Origin of the sequence: Terrimesophilobacter mesophilus (genome assembly GCF_014200375.1) — a bacterium.
Lineage (GTDB): Bacteria > Actinomycetota > Actinomycetes > Actinomycetales > Microbacteriaceae > Terrimesophilobacter > Terrimesophilobacter mesophilus.
Genome location: NZ_JACHBP010000001.1, coordinates 788,403 through 806,954 on the forward strand (window position 1 = coordinate 788,403; position 18,552 = coordinate 806,954).

The 18,552-nt window shown below is 67.9% G+C and carries 19 protein-coding genes; 4 read left to right on the top strand and 15 right to left on the bottom strand.

Annotated elements, in window-relative coordinates; genetic code table 11:
• Window positions 1-40: 40 nt before the first annotated feature.
• Window positions 41-1,858 (top strand): DUF2207 domain-containing protein, encoded by a 1,818-nt coding sequence (locus BKA04_RS03900; RefSeq protein ID WP_167309659.1) that lies wholly within the window; start codon window positions 41-43, stop codon window positions 1,856-1,858.
• Between the two features lie 96 nt (window positions 1,859-1,954).
• Here the strand turns inward: BKA04_RS03900 and cofE are convergent, their stop codons facing one another.
• The 4 genes from cofE to BKA04_RS03920 all read right to left on the bottom strand — a co-directional run bounded on the left by cofE (window position 1,955) and on the right by BKA04_RS03920 (window position 4,537).
• The gene (gene cofE / locus BKA04_RS03905) at window positions 1,955-2,728 is read right to left on the bottom strand and encodes a coenzyme F420-0:L-glutamate ligase (RefSeq protein WP_104095237.1); all 774 of its coding nucleotides are present in this window, start codon (window positions 2,726-2,728) and stop codon (window positions 1,955-1,957) included.
• Complete coding sequence (locus BKA04_RS03910) at window positions 2,725-3,726, bottom strand: TIGR03557 family F420-dependent LLM class oxidoreductase (protein WP_104095238.1); 1,002 nt, start codon at window positions 3,724-3,726, stop codon at window positions 2,725-2,727. Before BKA04_RS03910 ends, cofE begins: the two co-directional genes overlap by 4 nt.
• A 42-nt stretch (window positions 3,727-3,768) precedes the next feature.
• Complete coding sequence (locus BKA04_RS03915; RefSeq protein WP_104095239.1) at window positions 3,769-4,179, bottom strand: PLDc N-terminal domain-containing protein; 411 nt, start codon at window positions 4,177-4,179, stop codon at window positions 3,769-3,771.
• A 178-nt stretch (window positions 4,180-4,357) separates the two neighbouring features.
• Entirely contained in the window at window positions 4,358-4,537 is a 180-nt protein-coding gene (locus tag BKA04_RS03920) for a hypothetical protein (RefSeq protein ID WP_134542232.1), read from the bottom strand.
• A 30-nt stretch (window positions 4,538-4,567) separates the two neighbouring features.
• Here BKA04_RS03920 and BKA04_RS03925 point away from each other — a divergent pair, with 30 nt between their 5' ends.
• The gene (locus tag BKA04_RS03925) at window positions 4,568-4,849 is read left to right on the top strand and encodes a hypothetical protein (protein WP_134542233.1); all 282 of its coding nucleotides are present in this window, start codon (window positions 4,568-4,570) and stop codon (window positions 4,847-4,849) included.
• A 119-nt stretch (window positions 4,850-4,968) separates the two neighbouring features.
• Here BKA04_RS03925 and fgd read toward each other — a convergent pair whose 3' ends face one another.
• From fgd to BKA04_RS03940, 3 genes are read right to left on the bottom strand one after another with little or no spacing between them, the layout of a single operon-like run.
• Window positions 4,969-5,985, bottom strand: a complete 1,017-nt coding sequence (fgd, locus tag BKA04_RS03930; protein WP_104095241.1) for a glucose-6-phosphate dehydrogenase (coenzyme-F420) — start codon at window positions 5,983-5,985, stop codon at window positions 4,969-4,971.
• A gap of 2 nt (window positions 5,986-5,987) precedes the next feature.
• Window positions 5,988-6,482, bottom strand: coding sequence for a pantetheine-phosphate adenylyltransferase (gene coaD / locus BKA04_RS03935; protein WP_104095242.1), 495 nt, complete (start codon window positions 6,480-6,482; stop codon window positions 5,988-5,990).
• 28 nt (window positions 6,483-6,510) lie between these two features.
• Entirely contained in the window at window positions 6,511-8,712 is a 2,202-nt protein-coding gene (locus BKA04_RS03940) for an ATP-dependent DNA helicase RecG (RefSeq protein ID WP_104095243.1), read from the bottom strand.
• Between BKA04_RS03940 and BKA04_RS03945 the strand changes: the two genes are divergently transcribed.
• Window positions 8,699-9,265: an RsmD family RNA methyltransferase gene (locus BKA04_RS03945; RefSeq protein ID WP_104095244.1), complete on the top strand. Its 567-nt coding sequence runs from the start codon at window positions 8,699-8,701 to the stop codon at window positions 9,263-9,265. The two genes, BKA04_RS03940 and BKA04_RS03945, sit on opposite strands and share 14 nt — an antisense overlap.
• On the opposite strand, the gene thiL is transcribed toward BKA04_RS03945, so the two are convergent.
• Window positions 9,254-10,273, bottom strand: coding sequence for a thiamine-phosphate kinase (gene thiL, locus BKA04_RS03950; protein WP_104095245.1), 1,020 nt, complete (start codon window positions 10,271-10,273; stop codon window positions 9,254-9,256). The genes BKA04_RS03945 and thiL overlap by 12 nt on opposite strands.
• A 23-nt stretch (window positions 10,274-10,296) precedes the next feature.
• Here thiL and BKA04_RS03955 point away from each other — a divergent pair, with 23 nt between their 5' ends.
• The gene (locus BKA04_RS03955; protein WP_104095246.1) at window positions 10,297-10,809 is read left to right on the top strand and encodes a DUF3515 family protein; all 513 of its coding nucleotides are present in this window, start codon (window positions 10,297-10,299) and stop codon (window positions 10,807-10,809) included.
• A 25-nt stretch (window positions 10,810-10,834) separates the two neighbouring features.
• Here the strand turns inward: BKA04_RS03955 and BKA04_RS03960 are convergent, their stop codons facing one another.
• The 7 genes from BKA04_RS03960 to BKA04_RS03990 all read right to left on the bottom strand — a co-directional run bounded on the left by BKA04_RS03960 (window position 10,835) and on the right by BKA04_RS03990 (window position 18,428).
• The gene (locus BKA04_RS03960) at window positions 10,835-11,926 is read right to left on the bottom strand and encodes a D-alanine--D-alanine ligase family protein (protein ID WP_104095247.1); all 1,092 of its coding nucleotides are present in this window, start codon (window positions 11,924-11,926) and stop codon (window positions 10,835-10,837) included.
• Between the two features lie 3 nt (window positions 11,927-11,929).
• Window positions 11,930-12,973 (bottom strand): NAD(P)H-dependent glycerol-3-phosphate dehydrogenase, encoded by a 1,044-nt coding sequence (locus BKA04_RS03965; RefSeq protein WP_232841953.1) that lies wholly within the window; start codon window positions 12,971-12,973, stop codon window positions 11,930-11,932.
• Entirely contained in the window at window positions 12,970-13,650 is a 681-nt protein-coding gene (locus tag BKA04_RS03970) for a lysophospholipid acyltransferase family protein (protein WP_104096617.1), read from the bottom strand. Before BKA04_RS03970 ends, BKA04_RS03965 begins: the two co-directional genes overlap by 4 nt.
• A gap of 102 nt (window positions 13,651-13,752) precedes the next feature.
• The gene (murA, locus tag BKA04_RS03975; RefSeq protein ID WP_104096618.1) at window positions 13,753-15,117 is read right to left on the bottom strand and encodes a UDP-N-acetylglucosamine 1-carboxyvinyltransferase; all 1,365 of its coding nucleotides are present in this window, start codon (window positions 15,115-15,117) and stop codon (window positions 13,753-13,755) included.
• Window positions 15,118-15,137: 20 nt separating this feature from the next.
• A complete protein-coding gene (leuD, locus tag BKA04_RS03980; RefSeq protein WP_104095248.1) occupies window positions 15,138-15,734 on the bottom strand; it encodes a 3-isopropylmalate dehydratase small subunit in 597 nt (198 codons plus the stop codon).
• Between the two features lie 2 nt (window positions 15,735-15,736).
• Window positions 15,737-17,170 carry a 3-isopropylmalate dehydratase large subunit gene (gene leuC, locus BKA04_RS03985; protein ID WP_104095249.1) on the bottom strand — a complete coding sequence of 478 codons (1,434 nt, stop codon included), beginning with the start codon at window positions 17,168-17,170 and terminating at the stop codon, window positions 15,737-15,739.
• A gap of 178 nt (window positions 17,171-17,348) precedes the next feature.
• Entirely contained in the window at window positions 17,349-18,428 is a 1,080-nt protein-coding gene (locus BKA04_RS03990; protein WP_134542234.1) for a hypothetical protein, read from the bottom strand.
• Window positions 18,429-18,552: the final 124 nt, after the last annotated feature.

Genomic DNA, 18,552 nt, shown 5'->3' on the forward strand with positions numbered 1-18,552 from the left:
CGTCGACATTGGGCAGGGAGTTCTCCGATACCCTGACTGCATGCGCCTGCGCCGAGCTGCAGCATCCGCCGTCTCCGCCCTGGTGTTGCTCGTTCCTCTCGCCATTGGCGGGCTCGCCTCCAACGCTGCCGCGTCGACCCAGGATTTCTCGTTCACGTCGATGTCGTCCGATTTCTTTCTCGGCCGGGATGCCGGCGGGAACGCCACGCTCCGCACCGTGGAGACGCTCGTCGCAGAGTTCCCGGACTTCGACCAGAACCACGGCATCGAGCGCGCGATCCCCGATCGGTACGGTGAGGCCCGCCTCGAGCTCGCGATCGTGAGCGTGACGGATGCCGCGGGGAACGCCGTCGAATATTCGACGAGCCACGAGGACGGGTTCACCGTGCTGCGCATCGGAAGCGCCGACGCCTTCGTGCACGGGACGGTCACCTACCGCATCGAGTACACGCAGCGGAACGTCGTCGGTTCCTTCGCCGACACCGACGCGGACGAGTTCTATTGGGACGTCAACGGCACCGGGTGGGGCCAGCCGTTCGGTTCGGTCTCGGCGACGGTGCACCTCGAGAATGGGATCGCGGGCTCCCTCACCGGAAATCTGGCCTGCTACCAGGGCTACGAGGGCAGCACGGACACCTGCGACATCACCCGCACCGGCGACACGATCCGCGCCTCCGTGAGCGACCTCGCGCCGTACCAGACCATGACGATCGCAATCGGATTCGACCGGGCGACGTTCGTCGACCCGCCACTGCTCAAGAACAACTGGCTCTTCGCTGTGCTTCCGTGGGTGCTCATCGCGCTCACGGTGGCGGCCTTCCTGTTCATCATCGGGGTGCGGGTGTTCCTCTGGCGCGATGCGCGAGGCAGGGGCATCATCATCCCCGAATACTCCTCGCTGCCGGATGTGTACCCCATGCTGGCCGCGGAACTTCTGGGGAAGACGAACGCCGCGCTTCCGGCCCAGATCGTCCGTTTCGCGGTCGCGCGCATCCTCGCGATCAGGGAGCACCCTGCCAGACCCACGGATGCCCGCTACGAGCTGGAACTGCTGGCCGGGTGGCCCACGGTGTCGCATGATGAACGCTGGGTTCTGAAGGTCCTTTTCGGCAAACTCGCGGTGGGGAAGCGCGTCACGCTCAACTCCAGCGACACGGCGATCGGCGACCGCTTCGCCTCTCACACGCTCGACATGTTGACGGAGGTGCGAACCCGCCGGTGGCGGGCGCAGCCGAAGTCTCGCATTCCGCGCATCGTACGCTGGTCCACGTTCGGTCTTGCCGGCGCCGCAGTCGCTCTGTGGTTCGTGTCGATCGGGCTGGATGTCGAAGCACCCGGACTCGGTCCCGCGGCCGTCGTCTGCGTCGTCGGGTGGGTCGTGGTCGCTTCGCTCGCCTCACGCCCCTACCTGATCACCGACAAGGGCGCCGTGGTGCGCGACCACTTCTTCGGCATGCGGGACTACATCTCCCTCGCGGAAGCCGACCGCATCCGGGTGCTGCAGGCGCCGGGGACCGCCGAGCGCGTGGATGTGACCGACGAGTCCGCGGTCATCAAGCTCTACGAGAAGCTGCTGCCGTACGCCATGATCTTCGGGCTGGAGCGCGAGTGGATCGCTGAACTCGGGCGCCACTACGACGTGACCGAGCAGCCGAGTTGGTACTCGGGCAGCACGGACCTGGCCGCCGTCAGCGTCTTCACGAACAGTCTCGCGAGTACTCATTTCGCCACGACGCCACCACCACCATCGAGCAGCTCGTCCTGGGGCTCATCCGGCGGCAGCAGCTTCTCCGGCGGCTCCAGCGGTGGAGGCTTCTCCGGCGGAGGCGGCGGTGGAGGCGGAGGGGGCGGCTGGTAGAGGGGTGCTCCACGAGTGTTGCTCCCCGAGGCGTCGTAGAGGCTCCGATCATCCAACAGTCAACGCACTCACGCAACCAATTCCGCGCATACCATTCTAGTCCTGCGCACCGCCGTTCGGATCAGCGCGGCCATCACGCAAGCCCTCGGCATACGCCTCGTCGGCACCGAGCCGGAACAGGTCGTCCCCACTCAGGCGGACGATCGATCGGGCTCCAGGCTCGTCCAGATCACCCACGAGGTCCCCGCGCCCGCGGATGACGGCGACGGGCATCCCGGTCGCCTTCCCCTTGACCAGGTCCGCGGCCCCTGCCAGCTCGTCCGCCACCGCGATGATCGTGGCATCCAGGCGGCGGCCACCGGCATCCGTCGTCCCTCGAAGATCGTCCAGAACCCGCAACCCCGCAGCACCGATGGCGATGTCGGTCTGGCCGAGCCGCCACGCGCGACCCAGCGTGTCGGAGATGACCACCCCCACCCGCACACCGTTCTGCAGGCGCAACGCCGTGCAGATCGCCCGCGCGGACGCATCCGGATCCACCGGCAGAAGAAGAATCGTGCCTTGCGGTGTGTTGCTCGAATCGACCCCGGCAGCGGCCAGAACGAGCCCCAACCTGTTCTCGACGATGCGTGTCACACCACCCGCATGAGCCTTCGTCGCGACCACCCGCACGGTCTCCGCGGTGATGGCATCCTCGCGGTCGTCGGCCGGAATCTGGCGCCCCTCCGCCTTCGAAACGATCTTGCTCGTCACCACCACGATGTCGCCGTCCTCGAGCACACCCACCGCGCTCGTGACGATCGACGGGAGATCATCGCCCGCCACGATCTCCGGGATGCCCTCGACGGCCCATACGGCGAGCGGCGTCATGACCGCAACCCCGGCAGAACCTCGCGCGCGAAGACCTCGATCCACTCGGCCTGGTTCCTGCCGACATTGTGCAGGTAGATCCGGTCGAAACCGAGATCCAGATACCGCTGGATGCCCGCGCGGTGCACGTCGGGGTCGGCGGACACCATCATGCGCCCCTCGAAATCCTCTGGCCTCACGAGTCGCGCGAGCTGCTCGAATTCGAACGGCGAGCGGATGTCGGAGCGCGGGAACCGCAGGCCGCCATTCGGCCATTCCCGCACCGCGTTCGCCATCGCCTCCTCATCGGTCAGCGCCCAACTCAGGTGGAGCCGCAGCACGCGCGTACCGCGCCCGCGACCGACCTCCCTCGCCCCCTCATCGAACCGGGAGAACAGGTTCGCGATCTTGTCGATCGGCGCCCCGTCCACGATGATCCCGTCCACCGTGCGCCCCGCCCGTTTCGCGGTCACCGGGCCGGACGTCGCAACGAGGATCTCCGGCGCGACCGCCGGCATCGTCCACAGCCTCGTCGACTCGAGGGTGAAATGCTGGCCGGTGTGCTTCGTGTCGCGGCCGGCGATCGAACCCGCGAACAGCTTGTGGATGACGTCGACGGCCTCGAACATCCGGTTGATGCGCTCCGCCGTCTCCGGCCAGTACGACCCGGTGACGTGCTCGTCGATCGCCTCCCCCGAACCGATACCGAGCCAGTGACGCCCGGGGTAGAGGGCGGCGAGCGTCGCACTCGCCTGCGCGACCATCGCCGGATGCCAGCGGTAGCCGGGCACGGTCATCCCGGTTCCCAGATCTCCCGCAGTCGCCTGCCCGAGCGCGCCGAGCACCGTCCACGCGAAGGCGGCGTTGCCCTGCTTCGGCACCCAGGGCTGGAAGCGGTCGGCCGCCATGACACCGCGGAAGCCCGCCTTCTCGGCGAGCGCGGCATGCTCGATCACCTCGGCCGGCGCGAACCGGTCGAGCGCGGCGGCGAGACCGATGTGGGCGGGTGTGACGGACACGGGTCTATTGTCCCGGATTGTCGGCGTGGGCGTTGGCGCCGATCAGGACTCCGACCCCTTCTCCCTGCGCTTCGCCTCGAGCTCCTCCTCGAGGTGACGGATGCGCTCCGCCCGCTCGTGGGCGGCGATCTCGCGATTGAGCGCCGCCAGCTGCGCCTCCGTGTCCCCGCTGTCGGCCATCCGATCGGCACGCGCCGCACGACCGAAATCCATGGTCGGCGCCGTCGACTGCTCGCGGCGCCGAGGATCCCCGAATCCGCCGCGGTCCACCACCTGCACGTACTCGCGTCCGATCACGAACCACAGGATCGAGCCGATGAGGGGCAGGAGGATGGCGATGATGATCCACCCGAACTTCGGCAGATGCTTCACCCGCGACGGGTCGATCGTGATGAGGTCCACGAGCGCACCGATCATGAGGAGCAACGGCAAGATCGAGAGCAGGAAGTACATACAGCGAGTCTAGGGAATAACGGATGCGTAACTCCCGCCCCCGAAACGCGCCGCGCTGTTGCATCACCGCGCCGCATGGCAGTACGGTGATAGCCGCGCAACAGACGAAAGGAGGCCAGCGTGTTCACAAAATTCATTCCGGGAATCTCCCGTGACACTGCCGGCTTCGTGCGCTCCTTCACCGCCTGATCGACTCACCCCCGATCCCGTCGGTGGTGGTGCTCTCGAAGCCCCGACCGGCGGACGCGAATCGTTCGGCGTGATTTTCGCGCCCCGATGCTCGCTGGTCGACAACCCCGCCCGCGGTGAAGCCGCGTCGCTCGTCGAGCGCATGCACCGCGTCACTCTCATCACTCACCAGTGACCTCATCAGTGAAGGAAGACCATCATGCATACCGTCGTGACGACGCAGCGCTCCAGCCAGGAGCAGCCCCGTCAGCAACATCGATCGCACACCGCGATCACCCAGCACACCGCACCGGCGCGCCGCGTCGGACTCGTCGATCGCGTCGCGCTGCACGTCGGCGTCGCGCTCATCACGTGGGGCCGTCGGCCGATCCTGGTCGAGTCCCGCGAACGACGGGCGAACCGGGTCGAACAGCACCTCGCAACGCTCGAGCGCGAGCTCGCAGCCGAGCGGATGCACCACCTGAACGCTCCACGATCGTGAAGCGTGCCCAGCGCGGGCCGCCATACGACCACGAGAGCGAGGCCGCCACGGGAGACCATTCTCCCGTGGCGGCCTTCTGTCGTTGACGACCCGCAGCGACTTTCGACGCGCCGCCCGCGTCAGGCGCGAAGCCGTGGCGCGATGTCGCGCTCGAACAACTCGAGGAAACGGCCCTGGTCATCCCGCGGATCGTGGAACACCAGGTGGTTTAGGCCCGCGTCGATGTATTTGCGGATATCGGCGACAACCGCATCCGGGTCGGACCCGACGATCCAGCGCGAGGCGATCTGCTCGATCGGCAGCGCATCCGCCGCCTTCTCCATCTCGATCGGGTCGTCGATGTCGTGCTTCTGCTCCTTGCTGAGCGCCAGCGGCGCCCAGAAGCGAGTGTTCTGGAGCGCGGCATCCGGATCGGGGTCGTAGGACAGCTTGATCTCGATCATGTGGTCGACCTGCTCCGGGTCCCGCCCATTCGCCGCCGCGCCCTCGGCCACCGCGGGAAGCAACTCGTCCGTGTAGAGGCCCATCCCCTTTCCGGAAGTGCAGATGAACCCGTCGCCCTCGCGGCCGGCATAGCGCGCCACCATCGGGCCGCCCGCGGCGATGTAGACGGGAATGGGAACCTCCGGCCGATCGTAGATCGAGGCGCCGTGCGTCGAGTAGTACTCGCCGTCGAAGTCGACGCGGTCCTCGGTCCAGAGCTGTCGCATGAGTCGGATGGCTTCACGCAGCCGTGCGAACCGCTCCTTGAACTCCGGCCAGTCCTGCTCGCCGGCGCCCCGGAATCCGGTCGCGATCTCGTTGAGGGCCTCACCCGTTCCGACCCCGAGCAGGATGCGCCCCGGGTAGAGGCAGCCCATCGTCGCGAACGCCTGCGCGATGACGGCGGGGTTGTAACGGAACGTCGGAGTCATGACCGACGTGCCGATCGTGATCGTGCTCGTGCGCTCCCCGACCGCCGCCATCCAGGCGAGCGAGAACGGCGCGTGGCCGCCCGCGTGCCGCCACGGTTGGAAGTGGTCGCTCACGGTCACCGACTGGAAGCCGTGAGCCTCGGCCGCGACCGCGTACTCGACGAGGTCGCGGGGGGAGAACTGTTCTGCGGAGGCTTTGTAGCCAAGCTTCAACGGGAGCATCGTCAACTTTCTGCGGTCGGAATTCGGAGGTAATCGGCGACGGCCGGCGGCACGTAAGGGGTCACGTCACCGCCGAGCGCGGCGACCTGGCGGACGAGCGAGCTCGAGACGTGGGCGTGGGCGGGATCCGGCAGGAGGAAGACCGTCTCCACGCCGGCGAGGTTGCGGTTGACGATCGCCATCGGCGTCTCGTACGCGACGTCGAGCTGCGACCGCACTCCCTTGACGAGCACGCTCGCGCCGACATCCGTGCAGTAATCGACGAGCAGGCCGACGCTCCAGGACATGACCCGGATGTCGCCCTTCAGTCCGGCATCCGCGATCGCCTTCTCGATGAGGGAGACGCGCTGCGCGACCGGCAGGAGCGCCGTCTTGTCCGGGTTGTGCACGACGAGCACGTGCAGCTCGTCGAACAGCCCTGCCGCACGGTCGATCACGTCGAGGTGCCCGAGGGTGATCGGGTCGAAAGACCCCGGAACGACGGCGATCCTGTGCATACCCCAACCCTATCGTCCGACGCAGCGCTCACGACTTGGCGAGGAAATCCCTCTCCGTCTCGTCGAGCCGGGCGTCGAGGGCTTCGCGCAGCGCCGGATGCCGTGCGAGCGTCGGGTCGTCGGCGAGCACCCGTTCCGCGATCGCCCTCGCCTCGAGGATGAGGTCGCCGTCCTTCACGACCCGAAGCAGCCGAAGGCTCGAGCGGCCGCCCGACTGGATGCTGCCGAGCACGTCGCCCTCCTGGCGAAGCTCGAGATCCTTCTGCGCGAGCTCGAACCCGTCGAGGGTCGACGCGACTGCCTCGACCCGGTCGCGGGAGATGCTTCCCTCCTCGGCCGCCGTCACGAGCAGGCAGAGCCCAGGCACCGGGCCGCGACCCACCCGGCCACGCAGCTGATGCAGTTGGGAGACGCCGAAGCGGTCGGCATCCAGCACGATCATCGCCGACGCGTTCGGGACATCCACACCCACCTCGATGACCGTTGTGGCCACGAGCACGTCGAGCTCACCGGCGGCGAACGCACGCATGCGCGAGTCCTTCTCCTCGCTCGACAGGCGCCCGTGCAGTGCTTCGACGGTCCGTGACGCGAACCGCGGATCCGCCCGGAGCATCGCGAGAACATCGGTGACACTCGCCATCGGGCGTTGCGAAGCGGCGTCGTCGCTCACATCGGGCGGAACGTCGTCCGACTCCGGACGACCTGGGTCGATCGCGGGGCACACGACGAACGCCTGCCTGCCCTGCGCGAGCTCTTCGGCGAGGCGCTCCCACACCCGGTTCATCCATCCGGGGCGATCCGACAGGGGAACGACGAAGGTCTCGATGGGCTGGCGTCCGGACGGCAGCTCGGCGATCGTGGAGATTTCGAGGTCGCCGAACACCGTCATCGCGACGGTACGCGGGATGGGCGTCGCGGTGAGGACGAGGACGTGCGGCGGTGTCGCGCCCTTGCGCCGCAGGGCCTCACGCTGGTCGACCCCGAATCGATGCTGCTCGTCGACGACCACGAGACCGAGATCGAAGAACCCCACCGACTCGCTCATGAGCGCATGGGTGCCGATGACGATGTGAGCCTGGCCGGTCACCGCCGCGAGCAGCGCGCGTCGCCGGTCGGCGGTCGGCATGCCGCCCGTGATGAGCGTCGGGCGCAGCCGCGCCGCCAGTTCCGGCCCGAGCGCCGCGACGATCGAGCGGAGGTGCTGGCCCGCGAGCACCTCGGTCGGGGCGAGCAGCGCGGACTGCCCACCGGAATCGGCGACGGCGAGCATGGCGCGAAGCGCGACGACGGTCTTGCCGGAACCCACCTCGCCCTGCAGCAGCCGGTTCATCGGCCGGGTCGTCACCATGTCCTCGGCGATCGCCGAGCCGACGACCTGCTGATCCGCCGTGAGGGTGAACGGAAGCCTCTCATCGAACCCCTCCAGGAATCCGCCCGCGACGGGCGTCCGAGGCGTCGCCGCCTGCTCCCTGAGCCTCTGGCGCTGCTCCAGCAGGGCGAGCTGGAGTACGAAGGCCTCCTGGAATCGCAGCGACTTCCTCGCCGCGCCCCACTCGGCATCCACCGTCGGGCGATGGATGAGCTCGATGGCCCGCCGAAACGGAAGCAGCTTTCGCGAGGCCCGCACGTCATCCGGCACGGGGTCCGGCAGCTCCGGGAGCGTATCCAGCACGACGCCGATCGCCTTCTGCACCTGCCAACTCGCGACGGATGCCGTGGCCGGGTAGATCGGGATCGGCGTGAGCGCCCACGCCTCAGCGGCATCGCCGTCGCCCGCATTCTCGTCGTCGAAGAGCTCGTAGTCCGGATGCGCGAGCTGGCGGCTGCCGCGATAGTCGCCGACCTTGCCGGCGAAGATCCCGCGCGCCCCCGGGCGGAGCTCCTTCGCCCGCCACGCTTGGTTGAAGAAGGTGAGGGTCAGCACACCCTTGCCATCCGTGATCGTCACCTCGAGGATGGACCCCTTGCGGGCGCGCATCGGACGCTCGCGAACCTCGATGACATCCGCGACGATCGTGACGTTCTCGTCGAGCGGCAGGTGCACGAGTTCGGTGAGCTCGCCGCGCCGCGCGTACCGCCGCGGGTAGTGGGTGAGAAGGTCCCTGACCGTCTCGACGCCGAAACCCTTGGCGAGGGCGGACGCCGTACGGCCGCCGAGCACCCCGCTCAGTTTCGCGTCGAGAGGTGAAGGCACACTCCGAGGGTACCTTTGCAGGGTGACACGAATCATCGCCGGTTTCGCCGGATCGCTCCCGTTGCTCGTGCCCGGCGCAGGCACCCGGCCGACGAGCGACCGCGTGCGTGAAGCCGTCTTCTCCGCGCTCGAATCACGGGATGCGGTTCGCGGTTCGCGCGTCGTCGACCTCTACGCGGGATCCGGCGCGCTCGGCCTCGAGGCCGCCTCGCGCGGCGCCGCATCCGTCACCCTCGTCGAGCGCGCCCCGGCGGCGGTTCGCGCGTGCCGCGACAATGTCGCGCGCGTGCTCCGGAACGCGCCGAAGAATGCCCAACCGACGATCTCGGTCGCATCGCACAGCGTGCAGCCGTTCCTCGACTCGAGCACCGCGGTGTGGGACATCGCGTTCATCGACCCGCCCTACGAGGTGGGAGGAGTTGAACTCTCTCGCGTACTCGGCAGCCTCGTCCCCCGGCTCGCACCGGATGCGATCGTGGTGCTCGAACGGGCCTCGAAATCCCCGGACCCCGTCTGGCCGGACGGCCTGTCGCTCGATCGGAGTCGCAAGTACGGCGACACGACGCTGTGGTGGGCCTCAGCCGGCTGATCCGCCCGCCACTCCGGAATCCTTCCACCCCGTGTACGGATCCCATCCCGACACCGTGTACGGCTTCCCATCGAGCAGGATGACGGAGACGTTGCCCTCATCGTCCGCCGGAGCGACGACCGTGCCGATGGGTCGGAAGCCGCCGGGCAGTCTCGCCCCTGGCGGGAATGTGGCCAGCAGGGAGTGGTCCTCCCCGCCGCCGAGAGCGAGATCGGGATCGGCCCCGAGCGCGCCACGATCGAAGTCGATGCGCACGCCGCTCGCGCGGGCGACGCGCGAGGCATCGATGGCGAGCCCGTCGCTCAGGTCCACCATCGAGGTGGCACCCGCTGACGCAGCGAGCGGCCCGTCCGCGATCGGCGGCGACGGGGTCAGCTGGGCGGTCGTCCGGTCGCGCACGAGGGAGGCGAGCACGGCATCCGGGGCACCGTTCGCGTCCAGAGCCTCGGCGAACAGGACGCGCAGGCCGGCTGCGGCCTCCCCGAGCGCACCCGACACGGCGACGACATCGCCTGGCCTCGCGCCGCTGCGCAGCACGGGCGGGCGCCCCGCGAGGTCGCCGAACGCGGTGACGGCGATCGTGAGGGTGTCGGAGACGGACAGGTCGCCGCCGACGATTCCACAGCCGGGTGCGAGCGCTCCGCACGCATCGCGGAAACCGTCCGCAATGCCTTCGAGGAGTGAGATGGGTGAATCGGCCGGTGCGGCGATCGCCACGACGAGAGCGGTCGGCACAGCACCCATCGCTGCGACATCCGAGAGGTTCGATGCTGCAGCTTTCCAGCCGAGATCGTGGGGCAGCGACCAGGCGAGCCGGAAGTCGGGACCGTGCACCATGAGGTCGGTCGTGACGACGAAACGGCCGTCAGCGGCGGCGACGACCGCGGCGTCATCCCCGGGGCCGAGGAGCTGGGCGGAGGCGGCCGGAAGTCTCGGGAAGATGCGACCGAGCACCGCGGACTCTCCGAGTTCGCCGAGCGTGCTGAGGTCATCGGATTCCTTCGGCATGCTCACACGGTAGCCTGAAAGCGATGTCCACGTTCACGCGCAAAGCCCTCGCCATGGCCTTCGCGCCCGCGATCCTGCTCGGCCTCGTCGCGTGCGCGCCGACCGTGCCGATGACTCCCGCACCCGACGCGACGAACCCGGAGTGCGCCGACGTGATCGTGCGTCTGCCCGACGCCATCGACAACAACGTCAAGCGACAGACCGATGCCCAGGCGACCGGCGCGTGGGGCAGCCCGGCCGCGATCCTGCTGCGCTGCGGGGTTCCGGTCCCGGGTCCTTCCACGCTCCTGTGCGTCACGCTCAAGGGCATCGACTGGCTGCGGGACGACAGCGGTGCGCCCAACTACGTGTTCACCACCTTCGGCCGTGACCCCGCCGTCGAGGTGATCATCGACGGCGACATCGCCTCCGGCACCAACGCGCTCATCGCGCTCAGCAACGCCGTCGGGTCGATCCCGGCAACCAGGGCGTGCACGAACCCGGATGACGTGCTCGGCATCCCGGAGCCGACGCCGTCGCCGTCGCCGACGCCGTAGTCGCCACGGTCGGTCGACGGCGACCCTAGCGGGATGCCTCCAGGCCGAGTTCGATGAGTTCCGTGATGAGCTCCGGATAGCTGACCCCGCTCGCCAGCCAGCAACTCGGGAACATCGAGATCGGGGTGAACCCCGGCATCGTGTTGATCTCGTTGAGAACGAACCCCGTTGGCGTGAGGAAGAAGTCGACCCTCGCGAGACCGGACCCGCCGATGGCCTCGAACGCGAGCGCGGCGAGCCGGCGCATCTCGGCCAACACGTCGTCGTCGAGGTCGGCCGGGCACACGAGGTCGACGCCCGGAGTGTTCAGGTACTTCGCGGCGAAGTCGTAGAAGCCGCCGTTCGACACGACGACCTCACCGGCCACAGACACTCTCGGCACGCCGCCGCGGCGACCGCCGAGAATCCCGCACTCGATCTCCCGGCCAGAGATGCCGGTCTCGACGAGCGCCTTGTCGTCTTCGGCGAAGGCGACCTCGAGTGCGGCGTCGAGCTCGTCCCAGGTGTCGATGCGGCTCACGCCGACCGAGGATCCTGCTCTCGCCGGCTTCACGAACGCGGGGAGGCCGATGACTCCCGCGCGCGAACGCCAGCCGTCGCGGTCGTCGCTCCACCCTGTCCTGGTGATCGTCACCCACGGGGCGACGGCGATGCCTGCGGCCTCCGCCACGGTCTTCGTGAAGTGCTTGTCCATGCCCAGGGCGGATGCCAGGACGCCGTTGCCGACGTACGGCAGGCCGGTCAGCTCGAAGAGGCCCTGGATCGTGCCGTCCTCACCGAACGGGCCGTGCAGGATGGGGAATGCGATGTCGACATCGCCCAGGCTGCGGGTAACCCCGTCCCGCGTGATGGTGAACTCCCTCGATGCGGCACTCACGGGGAAGTGGACGCGCGAGCCGTTGTCCTCGACGCTGGGGAGGGCATCCGGATTGAGCCGGAAGCGCTCTGCGTCGTCGGTCTCGAGCACGAACGCACCATCGCGCGTGACGCCGATCGGGATCACGTCGAATCGTTCGCGGTCGATCGCCGAGAGCACTCCGCTCGCCGTCGCACAGCTGATGGAGTGCTCGCTCGAGCGACCTCCGAACAGGAGCGCGACGGTGATCCGGCCGGGCACGGCTCAGCGCTCCGGCTGGGGTTCGTCGCCGGCCGAGGTCAGGTGGGGTGCGATGTCCCTGGGGTTCATGGTGCCGGCGAGCACCTCGGCGACCTGCGAGACGATCGGCATCTCCACCCCCTTCGCCATGGCGAGTTCCAGGATCGGCGCCACGGAGGCGAGGCCTTCCGCCGTCTGGTTCATCTGGGCGACGACATCCGTGAAGCTGTACCCCTGCCCGAGAAGGCGACCAGCGGTGTTGTTGCGGGAGAGCGGCGACTCGCACGTCGCGATGAGGTCGCCGAGACCGGCGAGCCCGGCGAGCGTCTCCGCCTTGCCTCCGTATGCGACAGCGAACTCGGTCATCTCCACGAGCCCGCGCGTGATGATCGATGCCTTCGTGTTCTCGCCGTACCCGACCCCGTCGACGATGCCGATGGCCACGGCGATGAGGTTCTTGAGCACTCCACCGAACTCGGTGCCGATGACGTCGGTGTTCACGAAGGAGCGCAGGTAGTCGGTGCGCGCCGCCATCGCCACGAGCGTCGCGGTCTGCAGGTTCTCCGAGGAGACCACGGATGCCGTCGGCTCCTCCCTGGCGATCTCGAGCGCCAGGTTCGGGCCGGAGATGACAGCCACCTGCGCGGGGTCTGCGTTGAGCTCCTCCTGGATCACCTGGCTCATCCGGCGGGCGGTGCCGCGCTCGACGCCCTTCATGAGGCTCACGACGATGGCCTCGCGCGGGATGATGTCCCGCACGGCCACGAGATTCTCGCGCAGGGACTGGCTCGGCACGGAGACGAACACCATTTCGGCGCCATCGAGCACTTCGGCGATGTTCGGACTGGCCCACAACGTCCTGGGCAGGTTGATTCCGGGCAGGTAGTCGCTGTTGCGCTTGCCCTGCGCGATCTCGCGGGCCAGCTCCGTGCGGCGCGCCCAGATCGCGACATCGGACCCGCCATCCGCCAGCACCTTCGAGAACGTCGTGCCCCAGCTGCCCGCGCCGAGCACCGCAACCCGGCGAGCGCCAGGCTGCGACAGGCGGATCGGCATCGTGTTGCTCATCGCCTGTCCTCGAATCGTCCGGTCTCCGCCTGGCCCTTCTGGGCCGGATCCCAGCGTTCGGCGGGCGGCGTCTCGCCGCGCATCTCGGCAACGAGGGCGGTGATCGCGACCATCAGGAGGTCGGTGGCCTCCGCCAGCATCCGGGAGTCGAGCGGGCGGCCCCGATACGCGGAGAGGTCCACGGGTGGACCGAACCGGATGTCGACCTTCTTGCGCGGGAACAGGCTCACGCCCTTGCCGTACCTCGGCATGATCTTCTGAGTTCCCCAGTGCGCAACCGGAATCAGCGGCACGTCCGCGGTCAACGCGAGACGCACGGCGCCGGTCTTGCCCCGCATCGGCCACAGGTCGGGGTCGCGCGTGAGCGTACCCTCCGGGTACACCACGACGACGAGCTCCCGGTCGACGAGCTGGTTCGCCATCGCCAACGGGTCGACGCCACGGGTCCCCGCCCGCTCGACGGGGATCTGCTCCGACTTGCGCAGCAGCCATCCGAGCACCGGAACCTTGAACAACGAGGCCTTACCGAGATAGCGCGGCGCGCGACCCAGCTTCCAGATCGCGACACCGATGACGAACGGATCTATTTCGCTGAAATGGTTCGGTGCCACGACGACCGGGCCGGTGCGAGGAAGGTAGTGGCCGTCGATGACGCGGTATCGCCCGAGGAGGTTCATGGGCGGGAGCACGAGTGCCGCCAGAAGCCGGAAGATGGCGATCTTCTCCGAGCGCGGTCTGTCGGAACTCTTGTCCGCCCCTCGCCCCTCCGCCGTCACGCGTCATCCCTCGACGTCGAAGTCGGCGCCGAGGTCGGCGAGCTTGTCGAAGAAGTGCTCGTAGCCGCGGCGGATGAGGTCGACATTGCTCACCCTCGAGGTCCCCTCGGCGCTCAGTGCAGCGATCACGTGGCTGAATCCGCCGCGCAGGTCCGGCACGCGGATGTCGGCGCCGTGAAGCGGGGTCGGCCCGGTGATCACGGCGGCCTGCTCGAAGTCGCGACGAGCCACGCGGCGCGGGTAGTCGGGAAGTCCACGAGGATGAACGACGATGTTCGCGCCCATCTCGTTGAGCGCCTCCGTGAATCCGAAACGGTTCTCGTACACCGTCTCGTGGACGACGGACACACCGTTCGCCTGGGTCAGCGCGACCACGAGAGGCTGCTGCCAGTCCGTCATGAACCCGGGGTGGACATCCGTCTCGATCGTGACGGGCTTCAACTCGCCACCGGGGTGGTAGAAGCGGATGCCGTCCTCGTCGATGTCGAAGCCGCCGCCGACCTTGCGGAACACGTTGAGGAAGGTCATGAGCTGCGCCTGCCTGGCCCCTGCGACGAAGATGTCGCCGTGCGTGACGAGCGCCGCTGCCGCCCAGCTCGCCGCCTCGTTCCGGTCGAACAGCGAACGATGCGTGTACCCGGTGAGCCGGTCGACGCCCTCGATGAAGATGACGCGGTTCGGTTCGACCGTGATGATGGCGCCCATCTTCTGCAGGATCGCGACGAGGTCCATGATCTCCGGTTCGATGGCCGCGTTGCGCAGCTCCGTGGTCCCGGTCGCGCGGACGGCCGTGAGGAGGACCTGCTCGGTCGCACCGACGCTCGGGTAGGGCAACTGGATATCTGCCCCGTGCAGCCCGTTCGGCGCCGTCAGGTGGATGCCCTCGTAACTCTTGTCGACGATCGCGCCGAACGCCCTGAGTGCGTCCAGGTGGTAGTCGATCGGCCGGTCACCGATCCGGCAGCCACCGAGATCCGGGATGAACGCCTCGCCGAGGCGGTGCAGGAGCGGCCCGCAGAACAGGATCGGGATCCGGCTGGAGCTGGCCAGCGCGTCCACCTGGGCGAAGTGGGCGGTTTCGACATTGCTCGGGTCGAGCAGCAGCTCCCCCGGCGTCTCGCTCTCCGTCACGAGGACGCCGTGGACCTCCAGCAGCCCGCGAACGACACCGACATCGCTGATGTCCGGCACCTCGCGCAGCACGCTCGGCGTCTCACCGAGCAGCGCGGCGACCATCGCCTTCGTTGCGAGGTTCTTCGCCCCGCGGACATCCACCCTCCCGCGAAGCGGATTGCCACCGCGAATGACGATCGTGTCACCGGGTATGGTCACGGTGCCACCTGCTTTCGGGGAATCCTTGAGATCCATGTCCATTGGTTACCTGCTGACTATTGTGCGGGGAGAGTGCGGGGGCGCCACGTTTCCCTGCTCGTTTCGAATTCGGTGATTCTCGGTTCGTCGCGCAGCGTGAGGCCGATATCGTCGAGGCCTTCGAGCAGCCGCCACCTAGTGTAATCATCGATCTCGAAATCAACTGTGAGAGTTCCGACGGTCACGGTCTTCTCGATGAGGTCCACGGATGCCGAGACGCCGGGTTCTGCGCGGATGAGAGCCCACATCGCCTCGACATCCGCCTCTTCGACCTGCGCGGTGAGAAGACCCTGCTTTCCCGAATTCCCCCGGAAGATGTCCCCGAACCGCGGGCTCACGACGGCGCGGAACCCGTAGTCCCTCAACGCCCAGACCGCGTGCTCGCGGCTCGACCCCGTACCGAAGTCCGGGCCGGCGATGAGCACCGCCGGGTTCTGGAACGCGGGGTCGTTGAGCACGAAGTCCGGGTCCTGCCGCCACGCGAAGAAGAGCGCGTCGTCGAATCCGGTCTTCGTGACGCGCTTCAGGAACTCGGCGGGGATGATCTGGTCGGTGTCGACGTTCGCGCGCTCGAGCGGAACGGCGACGCCCTCGACGACGGTGAGTTTCTCCATGGTCACGCCCCCTCGGCCACGAGATCGGCGGAAGAGTCGAGGTCCCACGGCCCGGACAACGTGCCGCGCACGGCGGTCGCGGCCGCGACGAGCGGCGACACGAGGTGGGTTCGTCCCCCCTTGCCCTGCCTGCCTTCGAAGTTGCGGTTCGAGGTCGAGGCGCAGCGCTCGCCGGGTGCCAGCTGGTCCGGGTTCATGCCGAGGCACATCGAGCATCCGGCGAACCGCCACTCCGCGCCGAACTCCTCGACGATCTTGTCGATGCCCTCCGCTTCGGCCTCCAGTCGCACACGAGCGGAGCCCGGCACGACCATGACGCGAACGCCATCCGCCTTCTTCTTGCCCTTGATGACGGACGCGAAGGCGCGCAGGTCCTCGATGCGGCTGTTCGTGCACGACCCCATGAAGACCGCGTCGACCCGGATGTCCTTCATGCGGGTGCCGGCGGCGAGATCCATGTATTCGAGTGCCCTGCGGGCGGATGCCTCCTCGTTCGGATCCGCGAAGCTGGCCGGATCCGGGATCGAATCGGAGAGCAGCACGCCCTGTCCGGGGTTCGTGCCCCACGTGACGAAGGGCTCGAGCTCGCCCGCGTCGAGGAAGACCTCCGCGTCGAAGACCGCATCGTCGTCGGTCGCGAGCGTGTTCCAGTAGGCGACCGCGGCGTCCCAGTCGACACCCTTGGGCGCGTGCGGGCGTCCCTCGAGGTAGTCATAGGTGGTCTGGTCCGGTGCGACCATACCTGCGCGGGCCCCGGCCTCGATCGACATGTTGCAGATCGTCATCCTGCCCTCCATGGAGAGCGAGCGGATGGTGCTGCCGCGGTACTCGAGCACGTAGCCCTGGCCACCACCGGTGCCGATCTTCGCGATCACGGCGAGGATGACGTCCTTCGCCGTCACGCCGTCGCGCAACTCCCCTTCGACGGTGATCGCCATCGTCTTGAACGGTTTGAGCGGGAGGGTCTGGGTGGCGAGCACGTGCTCGACCTCGCTCGTGCCGATCCCGAACGCCATGGCGCCGAACGCACCGTGCGTGGAGGTGTGGCTGTCACCGCAGACAACGGTGATCCCCGGCATCGTGAGGCCGAGCTGCGGGCCGACGACATGGACGATGCCCTGGTCCTTGTCGCCGAGTGGGTGCAGCCGGATGCCGAATTCGGCGCAGTTCTTCCGCAGCGTCTCGATCTGGGTGCGGCTGACCGGATCGGCGATCTGCTGGGTGATGTTGAGGGTCGGAGTGTTGTGGTCTTCCGTCGCGATGGTGAGGTCCGGGCGGCGGACCGGCCGGCCGGCCATCCGCAGACCGTCGAACGCCTGAGGCGACGTCACCTCGTGGACGAGGTGGAGGTCGATGTAGAGGAGGTCGGGGGCGCCATCGCTGCCTTTGGCGACGACATGGTCGTCCCACACCTTCTCCGCCAGAGTCTTGCCCATGATTGCTGTCGATCCTTACCTGTAGCTTCGATCATCCTCGGCCGACGACAGACTCCGCGACGAGAAGGCCGAGTAGGTCAGGCCTCGTCGCGGCGACGAAGGAGCAGGCTTCGATCGAGCATGGAATTCAGGCTACCACCCGCGTGACCGGCGCTGCAGCGGCCGGTCCCGCGGTCGTTCAGGAGCGCGACAGACGAATTCGAGTCCCGATGACGAGGGCCGCACCGATGATGGCCAGCAACCCAGCGAGACCCAGGAGTGCGCCCGCTTCCGGCGCCCCCGTTTCCGCCAGCTCCGGGGCAGTGACCTCGAACGTGGTGAAGGGGTCGCCGAACACGTCGGAATCGAAATAGAAGTCGTCGTCATCGAATGTGACGGTGTAGGTGCCGATTTTCACCGGCTCCGCGAGGATGACGGTCACCGAGACGTTCCCTGCGGCGTCCGCAGTGCCGGTGGCGGGGATCAGAATAGAGTCGCCATCGGGGTCTTCGATGTGCACGTAGACGTTACTGTTCGGGATCCAGTTGGTCCCGGTCAGGGTGATGCCGGTCGCTGCGGCCTCGTCCACCGTGAGAGTGGTCGCGGAGATCGCACGGGTCGGCGCCGGCAGGAAGTAGTTCGCGGCGTCACCCCAGTGGATGGCCTGGATGACCGCGGTGTCCGCGGCTCCCACCCAGAGGCCGTATCCGAGCAGCCGCGGTGCCTCGCCAGCGAAGATCGCCGTTGCGAAATTCGCGAGTGTGTCAGTGGCGCCGGCCGCGTAGGAGCCGAATGCCTGGCTCGTCACCCAGGTCTCGGCCCCAGGATTGCCACTGTCGATGTTGCCCGTGAAGTTCGGGCGAAGAGTCGTGAAGTCCGAGTCCGTCGTGCCTTCCGCGAACATGGGGATCTGGTACGTCCACTTCGTGGCGTCGTCCGATGCGACGGCCAGGGTTCCCACGAGGCCGATGAACTCGACGGCGTCGGCGGGCTGCGGACCGACGTTCTGGTTGAGAATCTGGACGTCGCCGCTCGCGTCACCATTGAGTTCGAGCCCGTCGATCGTGAACGCGTGCGGGCCGTCTGTACCGGCCGCATCGCCGAAGAACCAATCGACACCGCTCGGGTAGCTCGAAGTCTCGACACCGAAGTCGGATGCGCCATAGAAGGTGCCATCTCCCACCACGGTGGACGCCATGGCCGGAGCGGCCGTCATCAGGGCGCCCGCAGCGGCCAGGAGCGCAGCGAGTGACACTGCTACGGTTTTCGAGCTCTTCATGAGGTTCCCCAACTTTCGGCGCGGGCGCGTACACGGCATTCTTGCGTGGTCGCTCAACGATACCGGACATGAGCAAAGATTTACAACCACCTCAGGAGCGAAGATGCCCAATCGACGCGGGACT